Origin of the sequence: Lentzea sp. NPDC051208, assembly GCF_040682435.1 — a bacterium.
Classification (GTDB): Bacteria; Actinomycetota; Actinomycetes; order Mycobacteriales; family Pseudonocardiaceae; genus Lentzea; species Lentzea kristufekii.
The window spans coordinates 375,403-395,574 of record NZ_JBFBAW010000002.1; the positions used below are offsets into that span (position 1 = coordinate 375,403).

Annotated in this window: 17 protein-coding genes; 13 read left to right on the forward strand and 4 right to left on the reverse strand. The window is 70.5% G+C overall.

The genetic code is table 11. The features are described from left to right. Positions 1-144 precede the first annotated feature (144 nt). The 7 genes from AB0M48_RS06135 (at position 145) to AB0M48_RS06165 (ending at position 10,222) form a co-directional block, all read left to right on the forward strand. Positions 145-789, forward strand: a complete 645-nt coding sequence (locus tag AB0M48_RS06135; protein WP_363836273.1) for a TetR/AcrR family transcriptional regulator — start codon at positions 145-147, stop codon at positions 787-789. A 75-nt stretch (positions 790-864) separates the two neighbouring features. Next, on the forward strand, positions 865-2,169 hold the full coding sequence (locus AB0M48_RS06140) for an MFS transporter (protein ID WP_363836274.1): 1,305 nt from the start codon (positions 865-867) through the stop codon (positions 2,167-2,169). Between the two features lie 199 nt (positions 2,170-2,368). Next, entirely contained in the window at positions 2,369-6,874 is a 4,506-nt protein-coding gene (locus AB0M48_RS06145; RefSeq protein ID WP_363836275.1) for a hypothetical protein, read from the forward strand. Then, entirely contained in the window at positions 6,843-7,301 is a 459-nt protein-coding gene (locus tag AB0M48_RS06150) for a hypothetical protein (protein WP_363836276.1), read from the forward strand. Before AB0M48_RS06145 ends, AB0M48_RS06150 begins: the two co-directional genes overlap by 32 nt. Positions 7,302-7,343: 42 nt before the next feature. Then, the gene (locus tag AB0M48_RS06155; RefSeq protein ID WP_363836277.1) at positions 7,344-7,781 is read left to right on the forward strand and encodes a hypothetical protein; all 438 of its coding nucleotides are present in this window, start codon (positions 7,344-7,346) and stop codon (positions 7,779-7,781) included. Positions 7,782-7,845: 64 nt separating this feature from the next. Further along, positions 7,846-9,279 (forward strand): WGR domain-containing protein, encoded by a 1,434-nt coding sequence (locus AB0M48_RS06160; RefSeq protein ID WP_363836278.1) that lies wholly within the window; start codon positions 7,846-7,848, stop codon positions 9,277-9,279. 163 nt (positions 9,280-9,442) lie between these two features. Then, entirely contained in the window at positions 9,443-10,222 is a 780-nt protein-coding gene (locus AB0M48_RS06165) for a metallophosphoesterase (protein ID WP_363836279.1), read from the forward strand. Positions 10,223-10,720: 498 nt separating this feature from the next. On the opposite strand, the gene AB0M48_RS06170 is transcribed toward AB0M48_RS06165, so the two are convergent. After that, the gene (locus tag AB0M48_RS06170; protein ID WP_363836280.1) at positions 10,721-12,163 is read right to left on the reverse strand and encodes an IucA/IucC family C-terminal-domain containing protein; all 1,443 of its coding nucleotides are present in this window, start codon (positions 12,161-12,163) and stop codon (positions 10,721-10,723) included. 22 nt (positions 12,164-12,185) lie between these two features. Between AB0M48_RS06170 and AB0M48_RS06175 the strand changes: the two genes are divergently transcribed. Continuing rightward, complete coding sequence (locus tag AB0M48_RS06175) at positions 12,186-13,547, forward strand: IucA/IucC family protein (protein WP_363836281.1); 1,362 nt, start codon at positions 12,186-12,188, stop codon at positions 13,545-13,547. Here AB0M48_RS06175 and AB0M48_RS06180 read toward each other — a convergent pair. Together AB0M48_RS06180 and AB0M48_RS06185 are read right to left on the reverse strand one after the other, a co-directional pair. Next, the gene (locus tag AB0M48_RS06180; RefSeq protein WP_363836282.1) at positions 13,537-14,550 is read right to left on the reverse strand and encodes a hypothetical protein; all 1,014 of its coding nucleotides are present in this window, start codon (positions 14,548-14,550) and stop codon (positions 13,537-13,539) included. The genes AB0M48_RS06175 and AB0M48_RS06180 overlap by 11 nt on opposite strands. 83 nt (positions 14,551-14,633) lie before the next feature. Next, positions 14,634-14,984 (reverse strand): hypothetical protein, encoded by a 351-nt coding sequence (locus AB0M48_RS06185; RefSeq protein WP_363836283.1) that lies wholly within the window; start codon positions 14,982-14,984, stop codon positions 14,634-14,636. 177 nt (positions 14,985-15,161) lie between these two features. Between AB0M48_RS06185 and AB0M48_RS06190 the strand changes: the two genes are divergently transcribed. Genes AB0M48_RS06190 through AB0M48_RS06205 form a run of 4 tightly spaced genes read left to right on the forward strand, consistent with a single transcriptional unit; the run spans position 15,162 to position 18,187 of the window. Further along, positions 15,162-15,692, forward strand: a complete 531-nt coding sequence (locus AB0M48_RS06190) for an NUDIX hydrolase (protein WP_363836284.1) — start codon at positions 15,162-15,164, stop codon at positions 15,690-15,692. After that, positions 15,692-16,552, forward strand: a complete 861-nt coding sequence (locus tag AB0M48_RS06195) for a cobalamin-binding protein (RefSeq protein WP_363836285.1) — start codon at positions 15,692-15,694, stop codon at positions 16,550-16,552. Before AB0M48_RS06190 ends, AB0M48_RS06195 begins: the two co-directional genes overlap by 1 nt. Continuing rightward, complete coding sequence (locus AB0M48_RS06200) at positions 16,543-17,514, forward strand: D-cysteine desulfhydrase family protein (RefSeq protein ID WP_363836286.1); 972 nt, start codon at positions 16,543-16,545, stop codon at positions 17,512-17,514. The genes AB0M48_RS06195 and AB0M48_RS06200 overlap by 10 nt, the downstream gene beginning before the upstream one ends. Positions 17,515-17,539: 25 nt before the next feature. Further along, the gene (locus AB0M48_RS06205; RefSeq protein ID WP_363836287.1) at positions 17,540-18,187 is read left to right on the forward strand and encodes a GTP pyrophosphokinase family protein; all 648 of its coding nucleotides are present in this window, start codon (positions 17,540-17,542) and stop codon (positions 18,185-18,187) included. Here the strand turns inward: AB0M48_RS06205 and AB0M48_RS06210 are convergent. Next, positions 18,174-18,995: a MerR family transcriptional regulator gene (locus AB0M48_RS06210; RefSeq protein ID WP_363836288.1), complete on the reverse strand. Its 822-nt coding sequence runs from the start codon at positions 18,993-18,995 to the stop codon at positions 18,174-18,176. The genes AB0M48_RS06205 and AB0M48_RS06210 overlap by 14 nt on opposite strands. A 101-nt stretch (positions 18,996-19,096) precedes the next feature. Here AB0M48_RS06210 and AB0M48_RS06215 point away from each other — a divergent pair, with 101 nt between their 5' ends. Next, entirely contained in the window at positions 19,097-20,020 is a 924-nt protein-coding gene (locus tag AB0M48_RS06215; protein WP_363836289.1) for an anti-sigma factor RsbA family regulatory protein, read from the forward strand. The last annotated feature ends 152 nt before the right edge of the window (positions 20,021-20,172 follow it).

Here is a 20,172-nt window from a genome sequence, read left to right on the forward strand (position 1 = left end):
CGCGGCCGGACGGCCCGCATACCGGTGTTGTATGTGGGCCGTCCGGCCGTGCCACCAGGGGCCGCCTCGGGCCCGGCTATCGCGGACCAGACTTCGACACAGGCCCTAGAGTTGGCTGGTCATCCGCAGATCGAAGGGGGCTCGGTGACCGCACCGTCGTCATCCGATGCCGAGCGCCAGCGCGACAAGGACCGCACGCGCGCCGACATCCTGGAAGTGGCCACGCGGGAGTTCGCGGACAAGGGCTACACAGGGGCACGGGTCGACGAGATCGCCGAGCGCACCAGCACCACCAAGCGGATGATCTACTACTACTTCGGCGGCAAGGAACAGCTTTACATCGCCGTGCTGGAGCGGGCGTACCTGGCGATCCGGGCGCTGGAGGCCGAGGTCGACGTCGAGCACCTCGAACCGGAGGAGGGCATCCGCCGGCTCGCGGAGCTGACCTTCGACCACCACGAGGCGCACCCCGACTTCATCAGGCTCGTCAGCATCGAGAACATCCACCGCGCCGAGCACATCGCCCGCTCTGAAGTGCTGGCGGGCCTCGCGAACCCGGCGCTCGACGGTCTGACGAAGCTCCTCGAACGAGGCCGCGCCGCCGGGCGGTTCCGCGCCGACGCCGACCCGCTCGACGTGCACATGGTGATCAGCTCGTTCTGCGTCTTCCGGCTCGCGAACCGGCACACGTTCGCCGCGATCTTCGGACGGGACATGCTCGACCCCGGCCGCCGCGACCACCACCGACGCATGCTCGGTGACATGTTGATCACTTACTTGACCAGCTGAAATCTGACCCTTGACACGCGGGGGTGGCGTATCCGACCTTGTATTAACTAACTAGGCCGTACATAGGAGTACGCCGTGACCACATCGATGGCCCGCAAGACTGCGCTGGCAGCCTGGATCGGCAGCGCCCTCGAGTACTACGACTTCTTCATCTACGGCACCGCCGCCGCGCTGGTGTTCAACAAGGTGTTCTTCCCCGCCGCCGATCCGGCGACGGGAACCCTGCTCGCCCTCGCCACGTTCGGCGTCGGCTACGCCGCCCGGCCGCTCGGCGCGTTCGTGCTCGGGCACGTCGGCGATCGCTTCGGCCGCAAGAAGGTCCTCGTCTTCACGCTGCTGCTGATGGGCGTGGCGACGTTCGCCGTCGGCTGCCTGCCCACCTACGACACCGCCGGGGTCCTCGCACCGGTCATGCTCGTCGTTCTCCGCCTGCTGCAAGGACTTTCGGCGTCGGGCGAGCAGGCGGGCGCGAACTCGATGTCGCTGGAACACGCACCGCAGCACCGCCGGGCGTTCTTCACCAGCTTCACCCTGAGCGGCACGCAGGCGGGGCAGATCCTCGCCACGGCGATCTTCCTGCCCGTCGCCGCGCTCCCCCAGGAGGACCTGCTGACGTGGGGCTGGCGCGTGCCGTTCTGGTGCAGCGCGGTCGTCGTGGTCGTCGGCCTCGTCATCCGCCGCAAGATCGACGAGACCGCGGAGTTCAAGCGCACCAAGCCGGCCAAGCTGCCCGTGGCGACGCTGTTCCGGACGCACTGGGCCGACGTCCTGCGCGTCGTCGTCGCGGCCACCATCGCCTCGGTCAGCACGATCTTCACCGTCTACGCCCTGAGCTACGCGGTGAACACGGTCGGCCTGGCGCGCACGCCGATGCTCTGGGTCGGCGTCCTCGCCAACGTCGTCGCCCTGGCCGCGATCCCCTTGCTGGCAGGGCTTTCCGACCGAGTCGGCCGCAAACCGGTGTTCCTCGCCGGCTGCGGCGCGTGCGCCGTGCTGATCTTCCCCTACCTGTGGTCGATCTCCATCGGCGCGTACGGACTGGTGTTCGCGCTCGGCATCCTGCTGTTCGGCGTGGCGTACTCCGCGATCAACGGCATCTGGCCGTCGCTGTACGGCGAGATGTTCAGCACCGAGGTCAGGCTGTCCGGCATGGCGATCGGCACGCAGATCGGGTTCGCCGTCGCCGGTTTCGCTCCCAGCGTGGTGGCGGCGATCGGCTCCGGCCGTGACGACTGGATCGGTGTCGCGATCTTCACGGCCGTGGTGTGCGCGATCAGCGCCACCGCGATCGCGACGGGACGCGAGACCTTCCGGCGTCCGACGGCGGAACTCGGACGTCTGCCGCAGGAACCGGCCCCGGTCGTGACCGCCCAGGCCTGACGCGGTCCTTCCCCGTCCCCGTCCCGAACTCGTGGGGACGGGGACGGGCTCGTGGAGCAACGCGACTGCGCTGTTCGGCCCATTCGGGAACCTCGTGGAACCGGCGCGTCCGGCGCTGCGTCATCTTGGGGAACGACTGCGTTTCGGGGGAAGGACGGCACGTGCCGGAGGCCATCACCAAGATCATCGGAGGCGTGTGATGTCGAATCCTCTGGTGGTCAAGCCGGACGCCGAGCCGTCGGGGTTCATGAACGCCGGGACCGGCGACAACGGCTGGGCGACGGGCATCTCCATCGCCGAGTCCGCAATGGACACGTACAACGGCATCAAGGACGGCAACTGGGTCGAGGGCGGCCTGGGCATGGTGGGCCTCGTCGCGGACGCCGCGTCGATGGCGATCGACCCGTTCGGCACCCTGTTGTCCTCGGCGGCGTCGTTCCTGATGGAACACATGCAGCCGTTGAAGGAGGCGCTCGACTGGCTGGCGGGCGACCCGCCGGTGATCGAGTCGTACTCGGCCACGTGGAGCAAGGTCGCCGAGGAGCTCGGCAAGATCGCGCAGGACTACCAGCAGGCCGTGCAGGGCACCGCCGAGTGGCAGGGACCCGCCGCGGACGCGTACCGGGCCGCCGCGGGCGCCCAGGGCGACGCGATCACCGGTGCCGCGTCCGCCGCCGGTTCCGTCGGCACCGTCGTCGGCGTCATGGGCATGGTCGTCGCCTTCGTGCGCGAGATGGTGCGCGACCTGATCGCCGACCTGGTCGGAAAGCTGATCGCGTGGGTGCTCGAGGCCGTGTTCACGCTCGGGTTCGGCACGCCGGTGATCGTGGCGCAGGCCGTCACCGCGATCTCGAAGTGGGCCACCCGCATCGGTGAGCTCATCCAAAAGCTCATCAAGACCATCAAGAAGGTCTCGCCGCTGCTCGGCAAGATCGTCGAGATCTTCACGAAGATCATGAAGGTCGTCGGCAAGCTGGTCGGCAAGGTCACCGGCCTGGACGTGATCTCGACCAAGTCCATCAAGCCCGGCGGTCTCTTCCACCGCACTGATGGCCCAGACCTCCCGAACGCCGGCGGCACGCACACCAGCGGCTCGCCCACCAGCTCCTCCCCTGACGCGCCCTCGACTTCGTCGCCTTCCGCGCCGTCGAGCCCGTCACCGTCCTCACCGTCCTCACCGTCCTCGCCGTCTTCACCGTCCTCTCCGGACGGTCCGAGTCCGGCTTCGCCTTCGCCTTCAACGAATTCGCCGTCGGCTTCCGCACCTTCACCGGGTGGACCTTCGTCCTCGCCGAACGCGCCTACGTCCTCCCCGAGCGCACCGTCGCCGAACGGACCCTCGTCTTCACCGAGCGGGCCTTCGTCCTCGCCGGGACCGGACGGCCCCAGCACGTCGAACGCCCCGTCACCGGGTTCGCCGGGTTCGCCGTCGAGCGGTCCGTCTCCGTCAGGTGGCCCAGCGGGCCCGACCACGCACGGACCGACGTCGTCTCCCGACGCACCGGCGGCCCCGCCGCGCAACACCGGCCAGACCACTCAGGCTGGCGTCGCAGCACCGGAAGCACCGTCGCAGCACGCCCCGTCCGCACCACGGGACGGCGGACCGCCGGCAGGCTCCACGACCACTCCGCAGCAGGGTCCGATGGGCGGTCCCGCGGGAGGACCCGCCGGAGGTCCCGCGGGCGGTGCCCCGGCAGGGGGCGGCCCACGTCCGGGTTCCGGCGGAGGCTGGACCGGCACGCCGGGCGCACGCGGTGACCTGGGCTCGGGAATGCCTTCGCAGCGCACCCCGGACATGACCCCGTCGTCGGCAAGGCCGTCGGCTCCCTCGCAGCCGGGCTTCGGCCCGTCCGCGCCGCACGGTCCGAGCGCACCGCACTCCCCCGCCGCACCGCACACAGGCACGCCGAACGCGCCCCACGGCGGCCCCAGCACTCCCCACACCCCCAACGGTCCCTCGGGACCAAACTCGCCATACGGCGGTCCGGGTGCGCCACACGGCCCCAGCGCACCGTCGGGACCAAACTCGCCGTACGGCGGTCCCGGCGCACCCCACAGCCCCAACAGCCCCTCGGGACCAAACTCGCCGCACGGCGGTCCGGGTGCGCCACACGGCCCCAGCGCACCGTCGGGACCAAACTCGCCGTACGGCGGTCCCGGCGCACCCCACAGCCCCAACGGCCCCTCGGGACCAAACTCGCCGCACGGCGGTCCAGGTGCGCCGCACACGCCCAACGCACCGTCAGCACCGCATGGCGGTCCCGGCTCACCGCACAACCCCAACGGGCCGTCTGGTCCCGGCAGCCCAGGTGCACCGCACTCGCCTGACGGGTCGCACGGTGGTCCTGGAACCACGTCGCCGTCGGCGCGGGCAGACACACCGACCCGTCCGCAGGGAACCACTTCGCCGACTCACGCGGACGCCCCGCACGCCGGGCCGAGTGGTCCCGCAAACCCGCACACGCCGCAGCAGCCCGGCTTCGCGCCGACTCCGGGTGGTCCGGGGGCGCCGCACGCCGGTGGTCCCGGCCCGCACACGCCCGGCGGTCATGGCCCCGGCGGGCCGAGCAGGCCGGACTCGCCCGCACCGCACCAGCGTCCGGACGCCACCCGACCCGACGGCACCCGGCCCGACGGCGCCCGCCCGCGTGGTGCCGACGGTCCCGTCACGCACCCCGGCCAGCGTCCCGACGCGCCCGGTCAGCCGCACAACCGTCCCGACGGCTCACGACCCGACACGTCACGTCCGGACGGCACCAGGCCCGACAGCTCTCGTCCGGATGGCACCCGGCCCGACAACTCGCGGCCCGACAACAACGGGCCAGACGGCAACAGTCCCGACAACTCTCGTCCCGACAGCAACAGGCCGGACAGCAACCGTCCCGACAGCAACCGCCCGGACGGCACCAGGCCTGACGCCGCGCGACCCGACGGTCCCGGCAACGGGCCCGCCAGCGCGCACCGCGACACCGACGCCCCCGGCCACCACAACGACGCCGACAACCGACCCGACAGCGACGCACCGCAGTCCCACGCGGAAGAGCGGCCCTCGCCGGAGCAGGCGCACGAGCGGCACGCCGAACAAACTCCTGCCGGTGTCTCGCACCACGGCGGCGACCCCGACATGGGCGACCTGCCCCACCGCGTGCCGGACGACCCGCGGTTCTTCACGGCCGACGTGCACGTCACGCCGGACGGCCGGGCTCGCGTCGGCGGGCACGACTACACGCCCGCCGAGTACGCGGACATGTTGCGGCGCAGCGGTTACGACGGCAGCAGGCCCGTCCGGCTGATCGGGTGCGACGCGGGCAGCAACGACTTCGCGCAGCAGTTGTCCCGGCACCTCGACGCGCCGGTCGTGGCGCCTACCAAGCCCGCGTGGACGGACAGCAGCGGCCGGGTCTTCACCAGCGACCCCGAGATCTCGCCCGACGGCACGCGCTCGCCCCGGATTCCGCCCAACGGCGAGTGGGAGACGCACCACCCGGACGGTTCCAGGACCAGGGCGAGCGACGACGGGTACGCGCCCGGCAGCGATCGGGACACCGACGGCGTCGACGCCGTGGACCGCGGGGACGGCGCGCAGGGCAACGACCCGGACGCCGACCCCGAGTACACGCCGCCGCCGAAGGACCGGGTCATCCCGGCGGACGACCCGGCGTTCAACGAGCGGTTCGTCGACTTCGACCGGCCCACGCACCAGCCGGTCGACCCGAACAACCCGGACGCTCCGCGGCAGCCGCTCCACCGGCACGACGAGATCCAGGCGCCGCACCGCGACCGCGAGACCGTGCCGGACGGCAACACCCAGCCCGACCGGCTCCAGCCGATCGAGAACCCCGACCCGGTGCCGGTGCCGCTGCGGGACCACCAGCCGTTGCAGCCGTGGACCGAGTACCCGGTGGCCAACCAGAACGGCACGCGCACGACGTTCATCACCGACGGCGACGGCAACGTCAAGTGGGTCGAGGCCACGCCCGGCCGCCAGGACATGGCGGTCGACGGCAAGGGCAAGTGGTCCGGGTTCAACCCCGACCTCAGCCACCCGCTGCTGCCGGACGCCAAGTACCAGGTGCCGAACTACCACAACAACGACAAGATGCTGGCCTTCCACACCGACCAGCACGGTCAGACCGACTCGATGACCGGCGACGTCGAGGCGGGCGGCCAGACCAAGAACTACCGCGACGACGACAGCGGCAAGGGTGCCCAGCAGCGCGCCTACCAGGAAGGCGAGGCCGCGTATCCGAGTAACCCGCCGGACCGCACGCTCACCGACCAGGAGATCGAGAACTCGCGCGTCAAGTGGGCGGGTGGCCACCTGCTGGCCAACGAGCTCGGCGGCTTCGGCGAGTACCTCAACATGCACGGGCAGATGGCGGGGTCCAACTCAGGCAACGCCAAGGACGGCTGGTTCCACGAGCCGTCGTGGCGCAACAAGGAGACGGAGCTCGTCGAGTTCTCGAAGCCGGCGCACCAGGACATCGAGAACTACCAGGTGCGGGCGACCCGCGAGGCGGACGGCGTGCCGTCCGAGGTGACCATGCGCTGGCAGGAGGTCACGTACGCGCGCAACGCGGACGGTACCGTCCAGCTCGGCCCGGACAACAAGCCGGTCGTGGAGAACGTGGTGACCAAGGAGCGCGTCTTCCCGAACCGGCCGGAGGTGAACTATGGACCCCAGGACCGGTACAAGGGTCGCTGAGATCTGCGCGCTGCTGGAGGCGGGTGCCCCGGTCGGGTGGAACCGCGTCACCCTGGACGTCTGGGCGAACGTCATGGCGTACGAGCTCGCCACGTCCGCGCAGGACGCCCAGGGCCGGTTCGCGGGAGAGGTGCGGCTGGCGGAGATCACCGACCAGCTGCAGGAGCTCCGCGAGCAGATGTACGAGGAGGACCGCGGCACGTGGCTGTCGGCGCGGTTCGTGCTGCGCCGCGAGGCCGAGCCCGAGGTGACGTTCAACTACGACGAGGACCCGCGGTGGTCGCCCGAGCTGCACCCGATGATGTTCGTGCGCGATCTGGAGGCGTTCCCGCGCTCCGACGAGCACCTGCGGGGGTGGCTGCGCGAGACCGTCGAGCGCGGGCTGGAACTGCAGCGCGCACACGAGGCGAGCCTGGCCGATCAGTAGGCTGGCCGGGCCCGACCGCGATCTAGGAGGAAGCGAACAACCATGGCGAACTGGCCGGCGCTCAGTCCGATCGAGCAGCAGGAGAAGCTCGCGGAGATCACCCAGGAGATCCTGCCGACCCTGCCGCAGGGGTGGTCGCGCCTGGTGCTGCGCGCCAAGATGATCGGCCCGCACAGCGAGGCCGACACGGGCGTGAAGATGGCGGACGGAACCGTCCGCGGCTGGTCGTTCCCGCCGGAGGTGTGGCGGAAGTTCCAGCAGCTGCGCAAGGGCATGTACTCCGAGGGCCTCGGCTCGTGGATCGAGTTCGAGTACATCTTGGACCCTCCGGGCACGTTCTCCATCCGCTACAACCGCGACGAGGCACCGAAGTTCGACGCCGCGCCGTCCCCGGAGAACTTCGCCACCGAGCAGAAGTGGTTCCCGCGCAACGACGAGCAGATGCCGGACTGGTTCCGCAACGGGCTCGCGAACGCCTGACACCAGGAATTGTCAGACCCCCTTGCTACGGTCATTTCAGCTGATCAACGCGAGGGGGAAGACCGTGGCTGCTGCCACCACGTACCTGGAGCTGTCCGAGGCGAGCGGAAGCGCGCACAAGTTCTACGAGGTCGTCGTCGACGGCACGAAGGTGAGCATCACGTTCGGCCGCATCGGCGAGCGGGGCTCGACGCGCGAGTCCACGTTCGCCGACGAGGCCAAGGCGGTGAGCGCGGCCGAGAAGAAGATCGGCGAGAAGGTCCGCAAGGGCTACGCGCCCGCGGTCAAGGGCCGGCGGCAGCGGCGGGCGATCACCCGGCGCGAGATCACCAGCGTGCAGTCCAGCGCGCGGCAAGCCCCTGTGCTGTGGCGGTTCCACTCCGGCGCGCCCGCGTTCGGCATCTTCATCGGCGAGGACGAGGCCTGGGTCGGCAACGAGCGCGGCGACGTCTTCACGCTCGCGCACGACGGCCGGGTCACGGGGCGCTACGGCTTACCGGACGGCGTGAAGTGCATCGTCGCCGACGACTTCTGGATCTACGCGGGCTGTGACGACGGGCGCGTGTACGACCTGGGCGGCAAGGTTCCGCGCGTGGCGTACGAGATCGCCAACGACGTCGACATCTACTGGCTCGACATCGACGACGGCGTGCTCGGCGTGTCGGACCGGCAGGGCGGCATCACGATCGTCGACCACGAGGACGAGTTCCAGTGGTCGCGTCGCAGCGCGGGCGACAGCGCGTGGATGGTGCGGTGTGCACCGGAAGGCGCGTTCCACGGGCACTCCCGAGGCGTCACGCACTACGCGGCGCGCACCGGCGATCCCGTGTGGCACGCCGAGACGACGGGTGCGGTGCTGTTCGGCTGGCAGGAGCCGGCCGAGGTGTTCGCGGGCACCAGCCGCGGGTGGGTGCACCGGCTGTCGCGCGCCACCGGGGCCGAGACCGCGCGCTACCGTTGTGACGCGGCGGTTTTCTCCTGCGCCACCTCGCCGGGCGGCGACTACGTGTTCGCCGGGGACAACCACTCGTCGGTGTACTGCTTCGCGGCCGACGGCACGCGTCTGTGGAAGCTCGCCACGGGCTGCGGTTCCGCGTTCTCCATGCAGTACCGCGACGAGCGCCTCTACATCGTCACGACGGACGGCTCGCTGGCGTGCATCGACGCCAGCCCCGCGGCCATCCACGCGGCGGAGCAGGGCGAACTGCCGCAGCGCAGCGACATCAAGGCCGACCACTGGCAGCGCGTCGAAGCGACGGCCGAGGTCGAAACCGTGGTCGCAAGCGCGATTCCAGCCGGTGGCGTGGTCGTGGAGTGCGTGCAGGAGGGCGGCCGCATGCGCGTCCACGTGATCTCCGACGGCTACGACCGCTCCCGCGCCGTGCAGTTCCCGAAGGACATCCGGGTGCCCGGTGCGCGATACCTGGTGACCGAGATCCACACCTCGGCGAGCGGCGGCTTCTACCGGGCGAGGGGAGAGATCAAGCGCCTGCTCTGAACGGCCGGAGTTCGCCAGGTGGTGCACTGGTGGACGAGATCGCGGAAGGCCGTGCCCGCCAGGGCTTCCCGCCAGGGCTTCCCGCCGATGAGGAACCGGCAGCGTGCCACAGTCCTCTCCTGACCGATGCGCGCGGAGGTAGCGTGGATCGCAGGGGGTGGGCATGGCCAGGATTGCCGTCATCGGCGACGTCGGCGGGCACGCGGACCAGCTGCGGCGAGCACTGCGGGAGCTGGGTGCCGGTCTGGTCGTGATCCAGGTCGGCGACCTGGTGGACCGCGGACCGGACAGCCTCGGCGTGCTCGACGTGGTCGACGAGCGGCTCGGCCAGGGCTGGGTGCAACTGGTGGGCAACCACGAGGCCCAGTACCTGCCCGGCCGCGAGGTCTTCTGGCCCGATCCCCTGCCACCGCAGGGTATCGAGACGTTGCGCGCGTGGTGGGCGGACGGCCGGATGCAGGTCGCCGCGGCCGTCACGGCGGGCGGGGAGGAGTTCCTGCTCACCCACGCGGGGTTGACGCTCGCTGCCTGGCAACGGCTGGGCGAACCCGCCACCGCCACAGCGGCGGCGGATCTGCTCAACGAACGGCCCGACCTGATCTGGCGCATGGGCGCGCACGGCCGTGATTCGGAAACGGGGCCGTTGTGGGCGGAGTCGGGAGCCGCGTTGCACGAGCCGTGGATGCGGTACGGGGGCATCGTCCCGTTCGGACAGATCCACGGCCACTCCTCGATCGTGCACTTCGGCGACCAGAGGTGGACGTGTGACGGGCGGATCCGGCAGCGCGCCACCGTCGACTGGCAGGCGCGGCACGTGCGGGTGCGGGTCGGCGGACGCATGTTCGTCGGCGTCGATCCCGGCCACGGCCGCGAGGGTGCCAGTGCGTGGCAGCCGCTGGTCTTCGACGACGCCGTGGTGCACGCGGCACCAGCGAGGACCTGAGCTCGCCACCGCCCTCAGCAGGCGAGAAGTCGTTGTACGCACTCGGTTTCCGCCTCCATACCCGCTGGAGGTAGATGCCGAGCGCCTCGCCCCCCGCCTCGGCGCGTGAGCACCGGCCCAGCGCCACGACGGTGTGACCCAGCGCGCCGATGCCGCGCCCGGCCCGGTTCAGTGCCGGCAGGTACTGGCGCGCCACGCGTTCGTTCAGCGGGTGGCGCGCGACCCGTGCGGCCAGCTCGGCCACCGGCCGCCGGCCGCGCGTCGACCGGCTCGTGCGAGGCCGCCTGCCGCTCCTGTTCCAGCCGGTCGCGTTCCTCGCTCGCCCACTCGCCGTCGAGGCCTGTCAGCGCCTCGGTCAGCACCCCAGGGTCGCGTCCCGCCTCGGACCTGCGCGCGCAGGTCGTGGAACTTCCGGCACCCCAGAAGACACAGCACGAAACCCTCACGCGGCAGCGAGCGCCCAGGTTGCCGAGTGGATGCAGGTGCTGCCGATGATCGTCACGGTGCTCGGTACAACGGGTTCGGGCAGTCGACGTACCGGCTCGCCGCACCCTCCGCGCGCGTCCAGCGCAACAGGAGGTTCGCCTTGGCGGGCACGAACCTGTCCTCCAGCAACGACATGACCTGATCCCTTCCGTGATCTCGCGCATAGGCGACGAAGACAGACCGCGCCTCCGCCCACACGTCCAGGCCGGGGTGCCGGTCCAGCACCGCGCCCGCGATCTCGATCAGGTGGTTGACGACGAGGCAGTACCGCAGCCGCTCCCAGCCCTTGGCCTCGGACACTCCCCGCGATCCGTCCGCTCCGTTCATCGAGGACAGCAGCTCGGCGTGACGGGGCAGCAGCCGCATGCCTTCGGGATCGCGGTAGATCGCCTGGACCGGCATGCCCTCGGCGTCGACGCCCACCACGACGTTCTGCAGGTGGCACTCCATCACCACACCGTGTGCGAAGAACGCGTGCAGCACAGGGGGAACGACCACCGAGACGTACTGGCGGAACCACCGCAGCGCGCCGTCGGAGTCCAAGCCGTCCAGGGGATTGCCCTCGAAGCCCTCGCCGATCCCGGCCGCCAGCAACGGGGTCACGCCGGGAAGCGCGTGCTGCCGGATGCCGTCACGCACCACGACCGCCAGGCCCTCGAAGGAGTCCGGTGACGTCCGGTAGCCGCGGTCGATCAGGAAGGCCGCACCGGGGAAGACCGAGGCGATGTCCGCGAACACCGGCCTCAGCAGGCGCGCGAGCGGCGGGATCCACCGCAGGTCGTGCGCCCACAACCGGCGCACGTCGTTGGTGATCCGCACGTCGAGGCTGAACTTGTAGAACAGGTCGGCCGCCGGGTCGTAGACCGTGCGCACCGAGGACGTCGGCCACACCTCGGGCCCGGACACCGGACCTTCGAGTCCCAGCAACGAAAGCTGCCAAGGGTGTGCCGGGAGGACGCCGGCGGGCAACGGCACCTCGCCGTCGTCGGCGAACGAGCCTTCCAGGTGTGCCAACGAGAAGCTCGCGTGCACCTCGGGCGCGTACGGCAGCCACTGCGCCGCGGGCAGGCCACCGCGGCCCTTCGGTGCGGGGTGGTAGCGGTGCCCGGCGACCAACGCCTGCTCGGAGCGCCGGTAGAGGTCGGCGGGCGGAGCGGTGCGGGCGTCGAGCACGGCGGCGATGGCCGACCGCGAGCCCGCGATCTCGTCCAGGAAGCCGACCGGCGGGTCGCCGAGCTCCTTCGTGACGAGCACAGCGAGTTCGTGCCAGGACAACGGCTGCCACGAACCGGTGAACACCTCGGGGTCCGACAGCCAGCGCCCCTCCCGCGCGCGCAGCAGGGTTCCGGTGCGGGGCAGCCGGAGCGTGCCGTCCGCCCACTCCCCCACCTCGCGGCGCAGGCAGTTCAGCAGCGCCGTCGAGGTGATGCCGTCGGGGTCAGTGCTCGATTCCACCGGTGTCCGCTTCCCTCCGGCGATGTGTCAGGATCAGATCATTCTGACGCAAACACCGGTCGAGTCCGAGTTCGCCGCCGCGCTGGACGGAACACGTGCCGAAAGGTTCATCTCGGCGCTGCCCGGCGCTCGTGCGGCGATCCTCGCGCGCCTGCGCCGGGCCTTCGCGGTCGAGCCGTTGCCGCAGGTCAGCGTCGACCCGGCCGAGTACTCGCACCCGGTCGACCTCCTCACCGCGCTGCACTGGCCCCACTCGGAGGACCTGATCGCCGAGGTCGCCCACAGCGTGGCCGGACTGGCCCTGTCCCGCACGACGAGCCCGCTGGCGACCCCGTTCCCGCTCAGGACGCTGGAGGAGCACGAGCAGAGCGTGGTCGACGGCCATCCGCTGCACCCGTGCTGCCGCAACCGCACCGGGTTCACCGCCTCCGACCACCTCGCGTACGGCCCGGAGCACCGCCCGGTGGTGCCGCTGCGGCTGCACCCCGCGGCACAGCACGTGGTGTTCGGCGACTGGCCGGACGAGTTGCGCGACGGCGAGCGGATCCTCCTCCCGGTGCACCCCTGGCAGGCGGACCGCCTGAACGTGCCCAGCGCAGGCACGCTCGACGCCAGCCCGCTGATGGCACTGCGCACGCTCTCGGCCGGCGCCTGGCACGTGAAGACGACGCTGAGCGCCCAGATCACCTCGGCCGTGCGGGACATCTCCGGCGGCTCGATCGCCACCGCGACGACGGTCTCCGACTTCCTGGACAGGACTGTCGAGGGCATCGAACTGCAGCACAACCGGGCGTCGGCCGCCGTGCTCACCGACGGCGAACCGGACCGGAGGCTCGGCGTGATCCTGCGCGACAGACCCGTGCCGCGCGAGGGCGAGGCGCTGCTGCCCCTGGCCGCGCTGACCGCCGGCGACCCTCCGCCCATCCGCGCACTGGGTGACCCGTTCGGGTGGCTCGCGGAGTTCTGCGAGCTGGCCGTCCCACCGTTGATGACCCTGCTCGCGCGCGGAGTGGCGCTGGAGGCCCACGAGCAGAACCTCCTGGTGGGCCTGGTGCACGGCCGCCCGCGCCGGTTGATCTATCGCGACCTGGCGGACATCCGGGTCAGCCCGCGCGCCGATCTGCCCCAACGCCTGCACGCGAGCCCCGACGCGTTGCGCGCCAAGACGTTCGCGACCTTCTTCTCGACCGCGCTGACCGGGGTGGTCGGAGCGCTCGACGCCCCGGACGCCGAACTCTGGCAGGTCGTGGCCGCGACGGTCCCGGACACCCCGGACCGGCACGCCCTGCTGCACGACCCGTTGCCCGCCAAGCCGCTCACGCTGATGCGGCTCGACCCGCGCACGACCAGGTGGGCCTCCCTGCCGAACCCGTTCAGGCCCTGAGCAGTTCCTCCCGGTGCTGCCAGGCCAGCGCCAGCAGTGCGGCACCGGCGGCCTGCGTCGGTTCGTGCCGGGCGTAGCGCTCGACGTTCGCGGCGGTGAACGGAAGTCCGCGCAGCACCTGGCCCTCTTCGTTGTGCGGCACCAGATCGCCGAACAGCTCGTCGAACCGCGAGGCCTCGATCACCGCCACGGTCAGCATGTCGGTGGCGAACGTCAGCGGGTCCACGCCCGTGCCGAGGTAGAACACGCGGGCCGCCTCCGTGAGCCGCTGGGCGAACGGCCAGGACTCGTAGTCGGCGTCGTGGATCTCCTCCGCGCCGAGCATCTCCTCGGCGAACTCGCGGATCATGCAGTGCCACAACGAGAAGTCGGCCTCGGACGATCCCTGGAACACCCCGACCGGCAACACCTGGAACATGCCGCCCGCGTGCCCCACGCGCTTCGGGTCGCGCCAGTGCAGGAAGAACGTCGCCTCGCCGGAGACCTCGTCGTGCCGCAGGGTCAGCGTGCTGATGGCGACGTTGACGGGCCTGCGCCGGGGATCGCACGGATCACCGACGGCCGACCGCACCGGCAGCGCGCTGATCCGCCCGAGGTCGCGCGCCGCGTACTCGTGCGCACAGGCCTCGCCCACGTCGATGCCGTCGAAGTAGCTGCCGAGCCCGAACGTCAGGTGCCGCCCGGTGAAGCCGAGCAGCCGGTAGGTCTCGCGGTTCTGGAACACGGCGGGCGCGGCGAGCGCGGCCATCGCCTCCGAGTAGCTGCCGAACCCGTCGGGGAGCACCGAGGCCGGCACCTCGGGCAGCGCGGTGGACGCCTTCAGCTCCAGCGAGAGGTCGGCCAGCGGGATCGGCCCGGCGGGCATCCAGTCCGGCGACGTGAGCAGCGGTGTGCCGGCGACCCTGGGCACGTCCTGGTACTCGGCGACGGCCGTGAGCGCCAGCGCGTGGCGGTGTTCGAGCAGGTGAGCGCGCACTTCGAGCCACTCGGCAGACGTCGGCATGTCCTCATTCTGCGGGTGCGGAGCCCCGGGACACGGCGAGATGACCGGACCACCCCGTGGCCCGGCCTCCGCTCATGAGGCCCTCAGGCCCGCCAGCGCCGTGACGCGTGGACGACTTCGCCGACCGCGCGTGCCAGGCTTCCGTCGGCGTCGACGTGGCTCTCGTGGAGCTCTGCCGGAAGCGGCTGGGCCACCTCGGGCGGTGCCTCGTACGAGTCGCTGTCTTCCCAACGCAGCCTGCGCGCCGTCTTCACGAACGCGACCGCCGCTGCCAGCAGCAGCACCCCGACCACGGCCGGCCACCAGACCGATTCCGCGATCGCGATGGCGAACTGGACCTGGGCCACCACGACGAACACGACGGTGAGTCCGACCACCGACCACGGGGCCGATCCACCGTCACGTCTGCGCTTGGCGGCACCGGTTGCCCCCATTGGCGTCACCTCCACCGATGTTGCCTGGACATCGGCGATTGATCGCACGGAGTTACAGGGGTAAGCGTACTCCCCGATCGTTTGGTTGCAGACCGTCATGGTCCGGACGTCGGCTCACCAGCGCCGGAACGGTGTACAGGGCGTGCACCATTCACCCTGTGGTGTGATCATCGGCTCGTGTCCGCACTGCACGCGGGAGACCCCGCCTCATTCGCCGCCGATGTTCTCGACGAGGGCCCGGCCGAGCTGGAGCACGTGCCCGGAGTGGCGTCCAGCCGGCCCACCAAGACGTGTGCGGGAGGAGCGCTGATCCGTGATTCCACCGGACGCGTGCTGTTCGTCGTGCCGACCTACAAGGCGGTGCTGGACATCCCCGGAGGCATGACCGAGGAGGACGAGTCCCCGAAGGCCGCGGCGCGGCGGGAGATCCGGGAGGAACTCGGCCTGTCCGTGGCTCTGGGACCGCTGCTGGTGGTCGACTGGACGCCGCGCAACGGGGTCTGGAGCGACTGCCACCAGTTCGTGTTCGACGGTGGCGTCGTGGACGGTGCCGTGGCGTGCGATCCCGAACTGGAAGGCGTCCTGTACTTGACGCTGGACGAGGCGAAGCCGCGCATCTACCCGTCACTGCACCGCCGCCTCACGCTCGCTCTGGCGGCCGTTGAGAGCGGTTCCACGCGGTACGCCGAGTTCGGCAGGGAGGTCTGATGCGGATCGTCTCGCTGCTGCCCGCGGCCACCGACATCGTCGCCGAGCTGGGCCTGGCCGGACACCTGGTGGGACGCACCCACGAGTGCGACTGGCCCGCCGAGGTGGCGGGCGTCCCCGTCGTCACGAGCACCGGCGTCGACCAGGACGCCCTGAGCAGCAGGGAGATCAACTCGACCGTCCACCGCGGGTCGTCGCTCTACGGCCTGGACGCGGACCTGCTGCACGACCTCGAACCGGACGTGATCCTCACCCAGGACCTCTGCGAGGTCTGCGCGATCTCGTACCGCGAGGTCACCGGCACCGTCCGGGTGATGGACATCGGCCCGACGGTGCTGAGCCTCGAACCTTCCACGCTGGACGAGGTGCTCGGCTGCCTGAAGACCGTGGGCGACGTGCTCGGCGTCGACAGCGCGGACAGGGTCGCCGCCCTGCGGCAGCGCGTCGGCGACGTCGAGCGGCGGACCAGGGACCTCGTCCGCCCGCGCGTGGCCGCGATCGAGTGGCTCGACCCGTGCTGGCCCGCCGGGCACTGGGTCCCGGAACAGATCACGGCCGCGGGCGGCGTCCCGCTCCTCGCCGGGAAGGGCGAGCACACCGGGCCGATCACCTGGCAGTCGGTCCACGACGCGGAGCCGGACGTGGTCCTGCTCATGCCCTGCGGCTTCCCGCCCGAGCGGACGCTGCGGGAACTCCCCGGCCAGCCGCTGCCCGAGACGTGGGTGCTGGACGGACCGTCCTACTTCAACCGGCCGGGCCCCCGCGTGGTCCGCGGCATCGAGATCCTCGCCCACGTCCTGCACGGCATCGGCGAAGAACCCTCCGAACACGAGGCACTTAAACTCGCCGCATGGACCTGAGCGCGTTCCCCCGAGTCTCCCTGGGCACCTGGCCGACCCCGCTGGAGGACGCCCCCAGGCTCGCGGACTCGCTCGGCGCCCCGCCGGTCCTGATCAAGCGCGACGACGTCAACGGCCTCGGCGCGGGCGGCAACAAGCTGCGCAAGCTCGAGTTCCTGCTCGGCCAGGCGATCGAGCAGGGCGCGGACACGATCATCACGTTCGGCGCGCTGCAGACCAACCACGGCCGCCAGACCGCGGCGGCGTGCGCGAAGCTCGGGCTGCGCTGCGAGCTCGTGCTGACGGCCAAGGTGCCGATGACGGGCGCCGCGTACGAGCGGTCCGGGAACGTCGTGCTGGACCACATGTTCGGGGCCAACGTGCACGTCTGCGCGGACGCCGACGAGACCGTCCGGACGTACGAGAAGGTCAACCACGACAAGGCCGTCACGCTGCCCGTGGGCGGCTCGAACGGGCTGGGGACGCTGGGGTACGTCGCGGCGGCCGTCGAGCTCGTCGGGCAGCTGAACGAGCGCGGCATCGGCAACGCCACCATCGTCGTGCCGGACGGCAGCGGCGCCACGGCGGCGGGCGTGGCGCTCGGCACCGAACTCCTGGGCTGGCGCGGCACCGTCCACGCCGCGAGCGTCTCGCACACCGCCGCGGACGCCGAGCAGGAACTGCGCACCCTCGCCACCGACGCCGCCGCCCTCCTCGGCGAGCCGGCCCCGCGACTCGGCCACCTCACCGTCACCGACGACACGGTCGGGCCGGGCTACGGCGTGCCCACGCCGGAGATGTGGGACGTGCTGAAGCTGTTCGCGGAGACCGAGGGCGTGATCCTCGACCCCGTCTACACCGGCAAGGCCGCGGTGAAGTTCCGCGAGATCGCCCCGCGCAGCGACGTGCCAGTCGTGTTCCTCCACACAGGTGGTCTTCCCGGCTTCTACGGCTACGCGCCCGAGGCGGTCGCGCAGTTCTGACGAGCGTGATCAGTACTCTGGTGTGGTGACCGACCTCGCCGACGACCTGGGCCTGCTGCGCGACCTCGAACGGCGGCTGCTCGTCTACAAGTTCGCGATCGAGGAGCTCATGACGAAGCTCCGGATCCTGAGCGAGGAGTTCGACTCGGTCCACCAGCACGACCCGATCGAGCACATCACCAATCGGGTGAAAAAGCCGGAAGGCATCCTGGAGAAGCTGCGGCGCAAGGGTTTTCCGCTCGACCTCGACTCCATCGGCGACTGGCTCGACGACATCGCGGGCGTGCGGGTGATCTGCCCGTTCGTCTCGGACGTCTACCGGGTCAAGGCGATGCTGGCGCGCCAGCACGACGTGGAGATCCTGCACACCAAGGACTACATCGCCGCACCGAAGCCGAACGGCTACCGCAGCCTGCACCTGATCGTGCGGATCCCGGTGTTCCTGTCGGACCGGGTCGAGCACGTGAAGGTCGAGGTGCAGCTGCGGACGATCGCGATGGACTTCTGGGCCACGCTGGAGCACAAGCTGTTCTACAAGTACGACGACAGCCCGCCCGCGGACTTCGTGGGCGAGCTGATGTCGACCGCGATGATCGCGGCACAGCTGGACGAGCGGATGGAGTCCCTCCACCGGCGCATCCACCAGGACGAGCCGCCCGTTACGGCCTGGTGATCTCCAGCTGCAGCTCGGTCACCCAGTCCGCCGGGTCACCTTCGCCGTAGTTCAGGTACACCTCGCGGGCGAACCCGTTCTGCTTGTACCCGTGCGCCTCGATCCACGCCGCCACGGCCTGGTACGAGGTGTCGACGTCGTCCATCGTGCCGCGGTGCACGATCGTCGCCGCCTCGGCCAGCGCCGGCAGGTCGACGACCTCGAAGTCGTAGGAGGGGGACGGTTCCACGGCCACGGTCACCCCGGCCCGCACGATCACCTGGTCTCCCTCGGCGGTTTCGTAGGTCGCGATCCCGTGGCCGCACGGCGAGACCCCAGCGCGGCCCAGGCGTTCGAAGAGCTGCGGGTACAGCGGCTGGATGACCGGGCCGATGTCCTCGGGCTCGTACGACGCGGCGGTGGCGGTGAGGCGGGCGACCCGGACGGCGGGGACGGGCTTCACGACGATGTCGTCGGTGGGCATGGCGCCTTCTCTCTCTATGACGCGGAGACGTGCCTCGACCCGGCGCAGCCGCGACTCGTCCGCGAGGATCTGCTGCCGCAGCTCGGCCCGCCGCAACGAAAGCATGCCGTGCAACTGTTCGACGGAAAGCTTTTCGTCGAACACCACACGCACCTGGTCGAGCGTCAGACCGAGGTCTTTCAACGCAAGCAGGCGGTTCAGTCGTTGCAGCTGGGCGGCGGTGTAGAAGCGGTAGCCGCTGACCGGGTCGACGTGTGCCGGCGGGAGCAACCCGACCGCGTCGTAATGGCGCAGCATCCGCACCGACACGCGCCCCAGATGGGCGAAGTCTCCGATGGTGAACATGACTGCTCCTGTGTAGGGGCTGACACGGTGTGAGGGTCAAGAAATGATGGTTTGAGCAACGTGCCGGGTGCGCATCCTGGGATGTTGACGAGAGGTGGCACATGACGTTCGCACATCCGGCGCTGTTCTACTCCGACGAGGAGTCCTACATCGACGGGACCGTCCCGTTCGTGGTCGAGGGCCTCGCGAGCGCCGAACCCGTCGCGGTGGCGGTGCCGGGCAGGAACCTCCAGCTGCTCAAGGAAGCGCTCAGCGGCTTCGCCCACCTCGTCACGTTCCTCGACATGACGGACACCGGCCGCAACCCCGGCCGGATCATCCCGGAGCTCCGCGCGTTCGCCGACCGGCACCGCGGGGCCGTCCGCATCATCAGCGAACCGGTGTGGGACCTGCGCACCGACGTCGAGTACCCGGCGTGCACGCTGCACGAGGCGCTGGTCAACTACGCGTTCAGCGGACGTGACCTGAGCATCCTGTGCCCCTACAGCACCACCACCCTCACACACGACATCCTGGCCGACGCCGAGAAGACCCACCCGGTCGTGATCGACGCGAGCGGCCACCGCCCCAGCGACCACTTCCACCCCGCGCGGGTGGTCGTCGCCGCCCACTCACTACCGTTGACCATCCCGTCCGACGCGGCGAGCACGTCGGTCGGCGCCGGCGCGATGGCGGCGGTGCGGGCGTTCGCGCGCGAGCAGGCCGTCAAGCTGGGGCTGGCTCATGACCGGGTCGACGACTTCACGCTCGCGGTGACCGAGCTGGCCACGAACAGCGTGCGGCACGGCGGCGGCGAGAGCACGGTCCGCGTCTGGTCGGAAAGCAAAAGTATTGTTTGCCAAGTCAACGACAACGGCCACATCACGGATGTTCTCGCTGGCCGGACCCCTGTTCACGCAAACGAACCGGGCGGTCGCGGTCTGTTGCTCGTCAACCGTTTGGCGGATCTCGTGCGCACCCAAACGACGTCGTCGGGCACTGCAATCCAAGTCAGATTCGACCTGACCGACAAAAAGGCAACGTGATCCACATACATTTGGGCGACTTCGTTATAGCTTGAGCACGTGCACGACGAGGAAGCGACGGAAATCGGTTACACGGGGGCTCGTTTCGGGTCTCCGGCGACCCGTAGACGGCTGCGCACCGACGGAAGTGAAGACTTCATCGGCGCGGAGAC

Excerpts from the sequence above, each read along its gene's own strand:
- AB0M48_RS06145 (WP_363836275.1), top strand. The coding sequence starts at position 2,369 with ATGTCGAATCCTCTGGTGGTCAAGCCGGACGCCGAGCCGTCGGGGTTC.
- AB0M48_RS06150 (WP_363836276.1), top strand. The coding sequence starts at position 6,843 with ATGGACCCCAGGACCGGTACAAGGGTCGCTGAGATCTGCGCGCTGCTG.
- AB0M48_RS06155 (WP_363836277.1), top strand. The coding sequence starts at position 7,344 with ATGGCGAACTGGCCGGCGCTCAGTCCGATCGAGCAGCAGGAGAAGCTC.
- AB0M48_RS06165 (WP_363836279.1), top strand. The coding sequence starts at position 9,443 with ATGGCCAGGATTGCCGTCATCGGCGACGTCGGCGGGCACGCGGACCAG.
- AB0M48_RS06175 (WP_363836281.1), top strand. The coding sequence starts at position 12,186 with ATGTGTCAGGATCAGATCATTCTGACGCAAACACCGGTCGAGTCCGAG.
- AB0M48_RS06180 (WP_363836282.1), bottom strand. The coding sequence starts at position 14,550 with ATGCCGACGTCTGCCGAGTGGCTCGAAGTGCGCGCTCACCTGCTCGAA.
- AB0M48_RS06185 (WP_363836283.1), bottom strand. The coding sequence starts at position 14,984 with ATGGGGGCAACCGGTGCCGCCAAGCGCAGACGTGACGGTGGATCGGCC.
- AB0M48_RS06195 (WP_363836285.1), top strand. The coding sequence starts at position 15,692 with ATGCGGATCGTCTCGCTGCTGCCCGCGGCCACCGACATCGTCGCCGAG.
- AB0M48_RS06200 (WP_363836286.1), top strand. The coding sequence starts at position 16,543 with ATGGACCTGAGCGCGTTCCCCCGAGTCTCCCTGGGCACCTGGCCGACC.
- AB0M48_RS06210 (WP_363836288.1), bottom strand. The coding sequence starts at position 18,995 with ATGTTCACCATCGGAGACTTCGCCCATCTGGGGCGCGTGTCGGTGCGG.
- AB0M48_RS06215 (WP_363836289.1), top strand. The coding sequence starts at position 19,097 with ATGACGTTCGCACATCCGGCGCTGTTCTACTCCGACGAGGAGTCCTAC.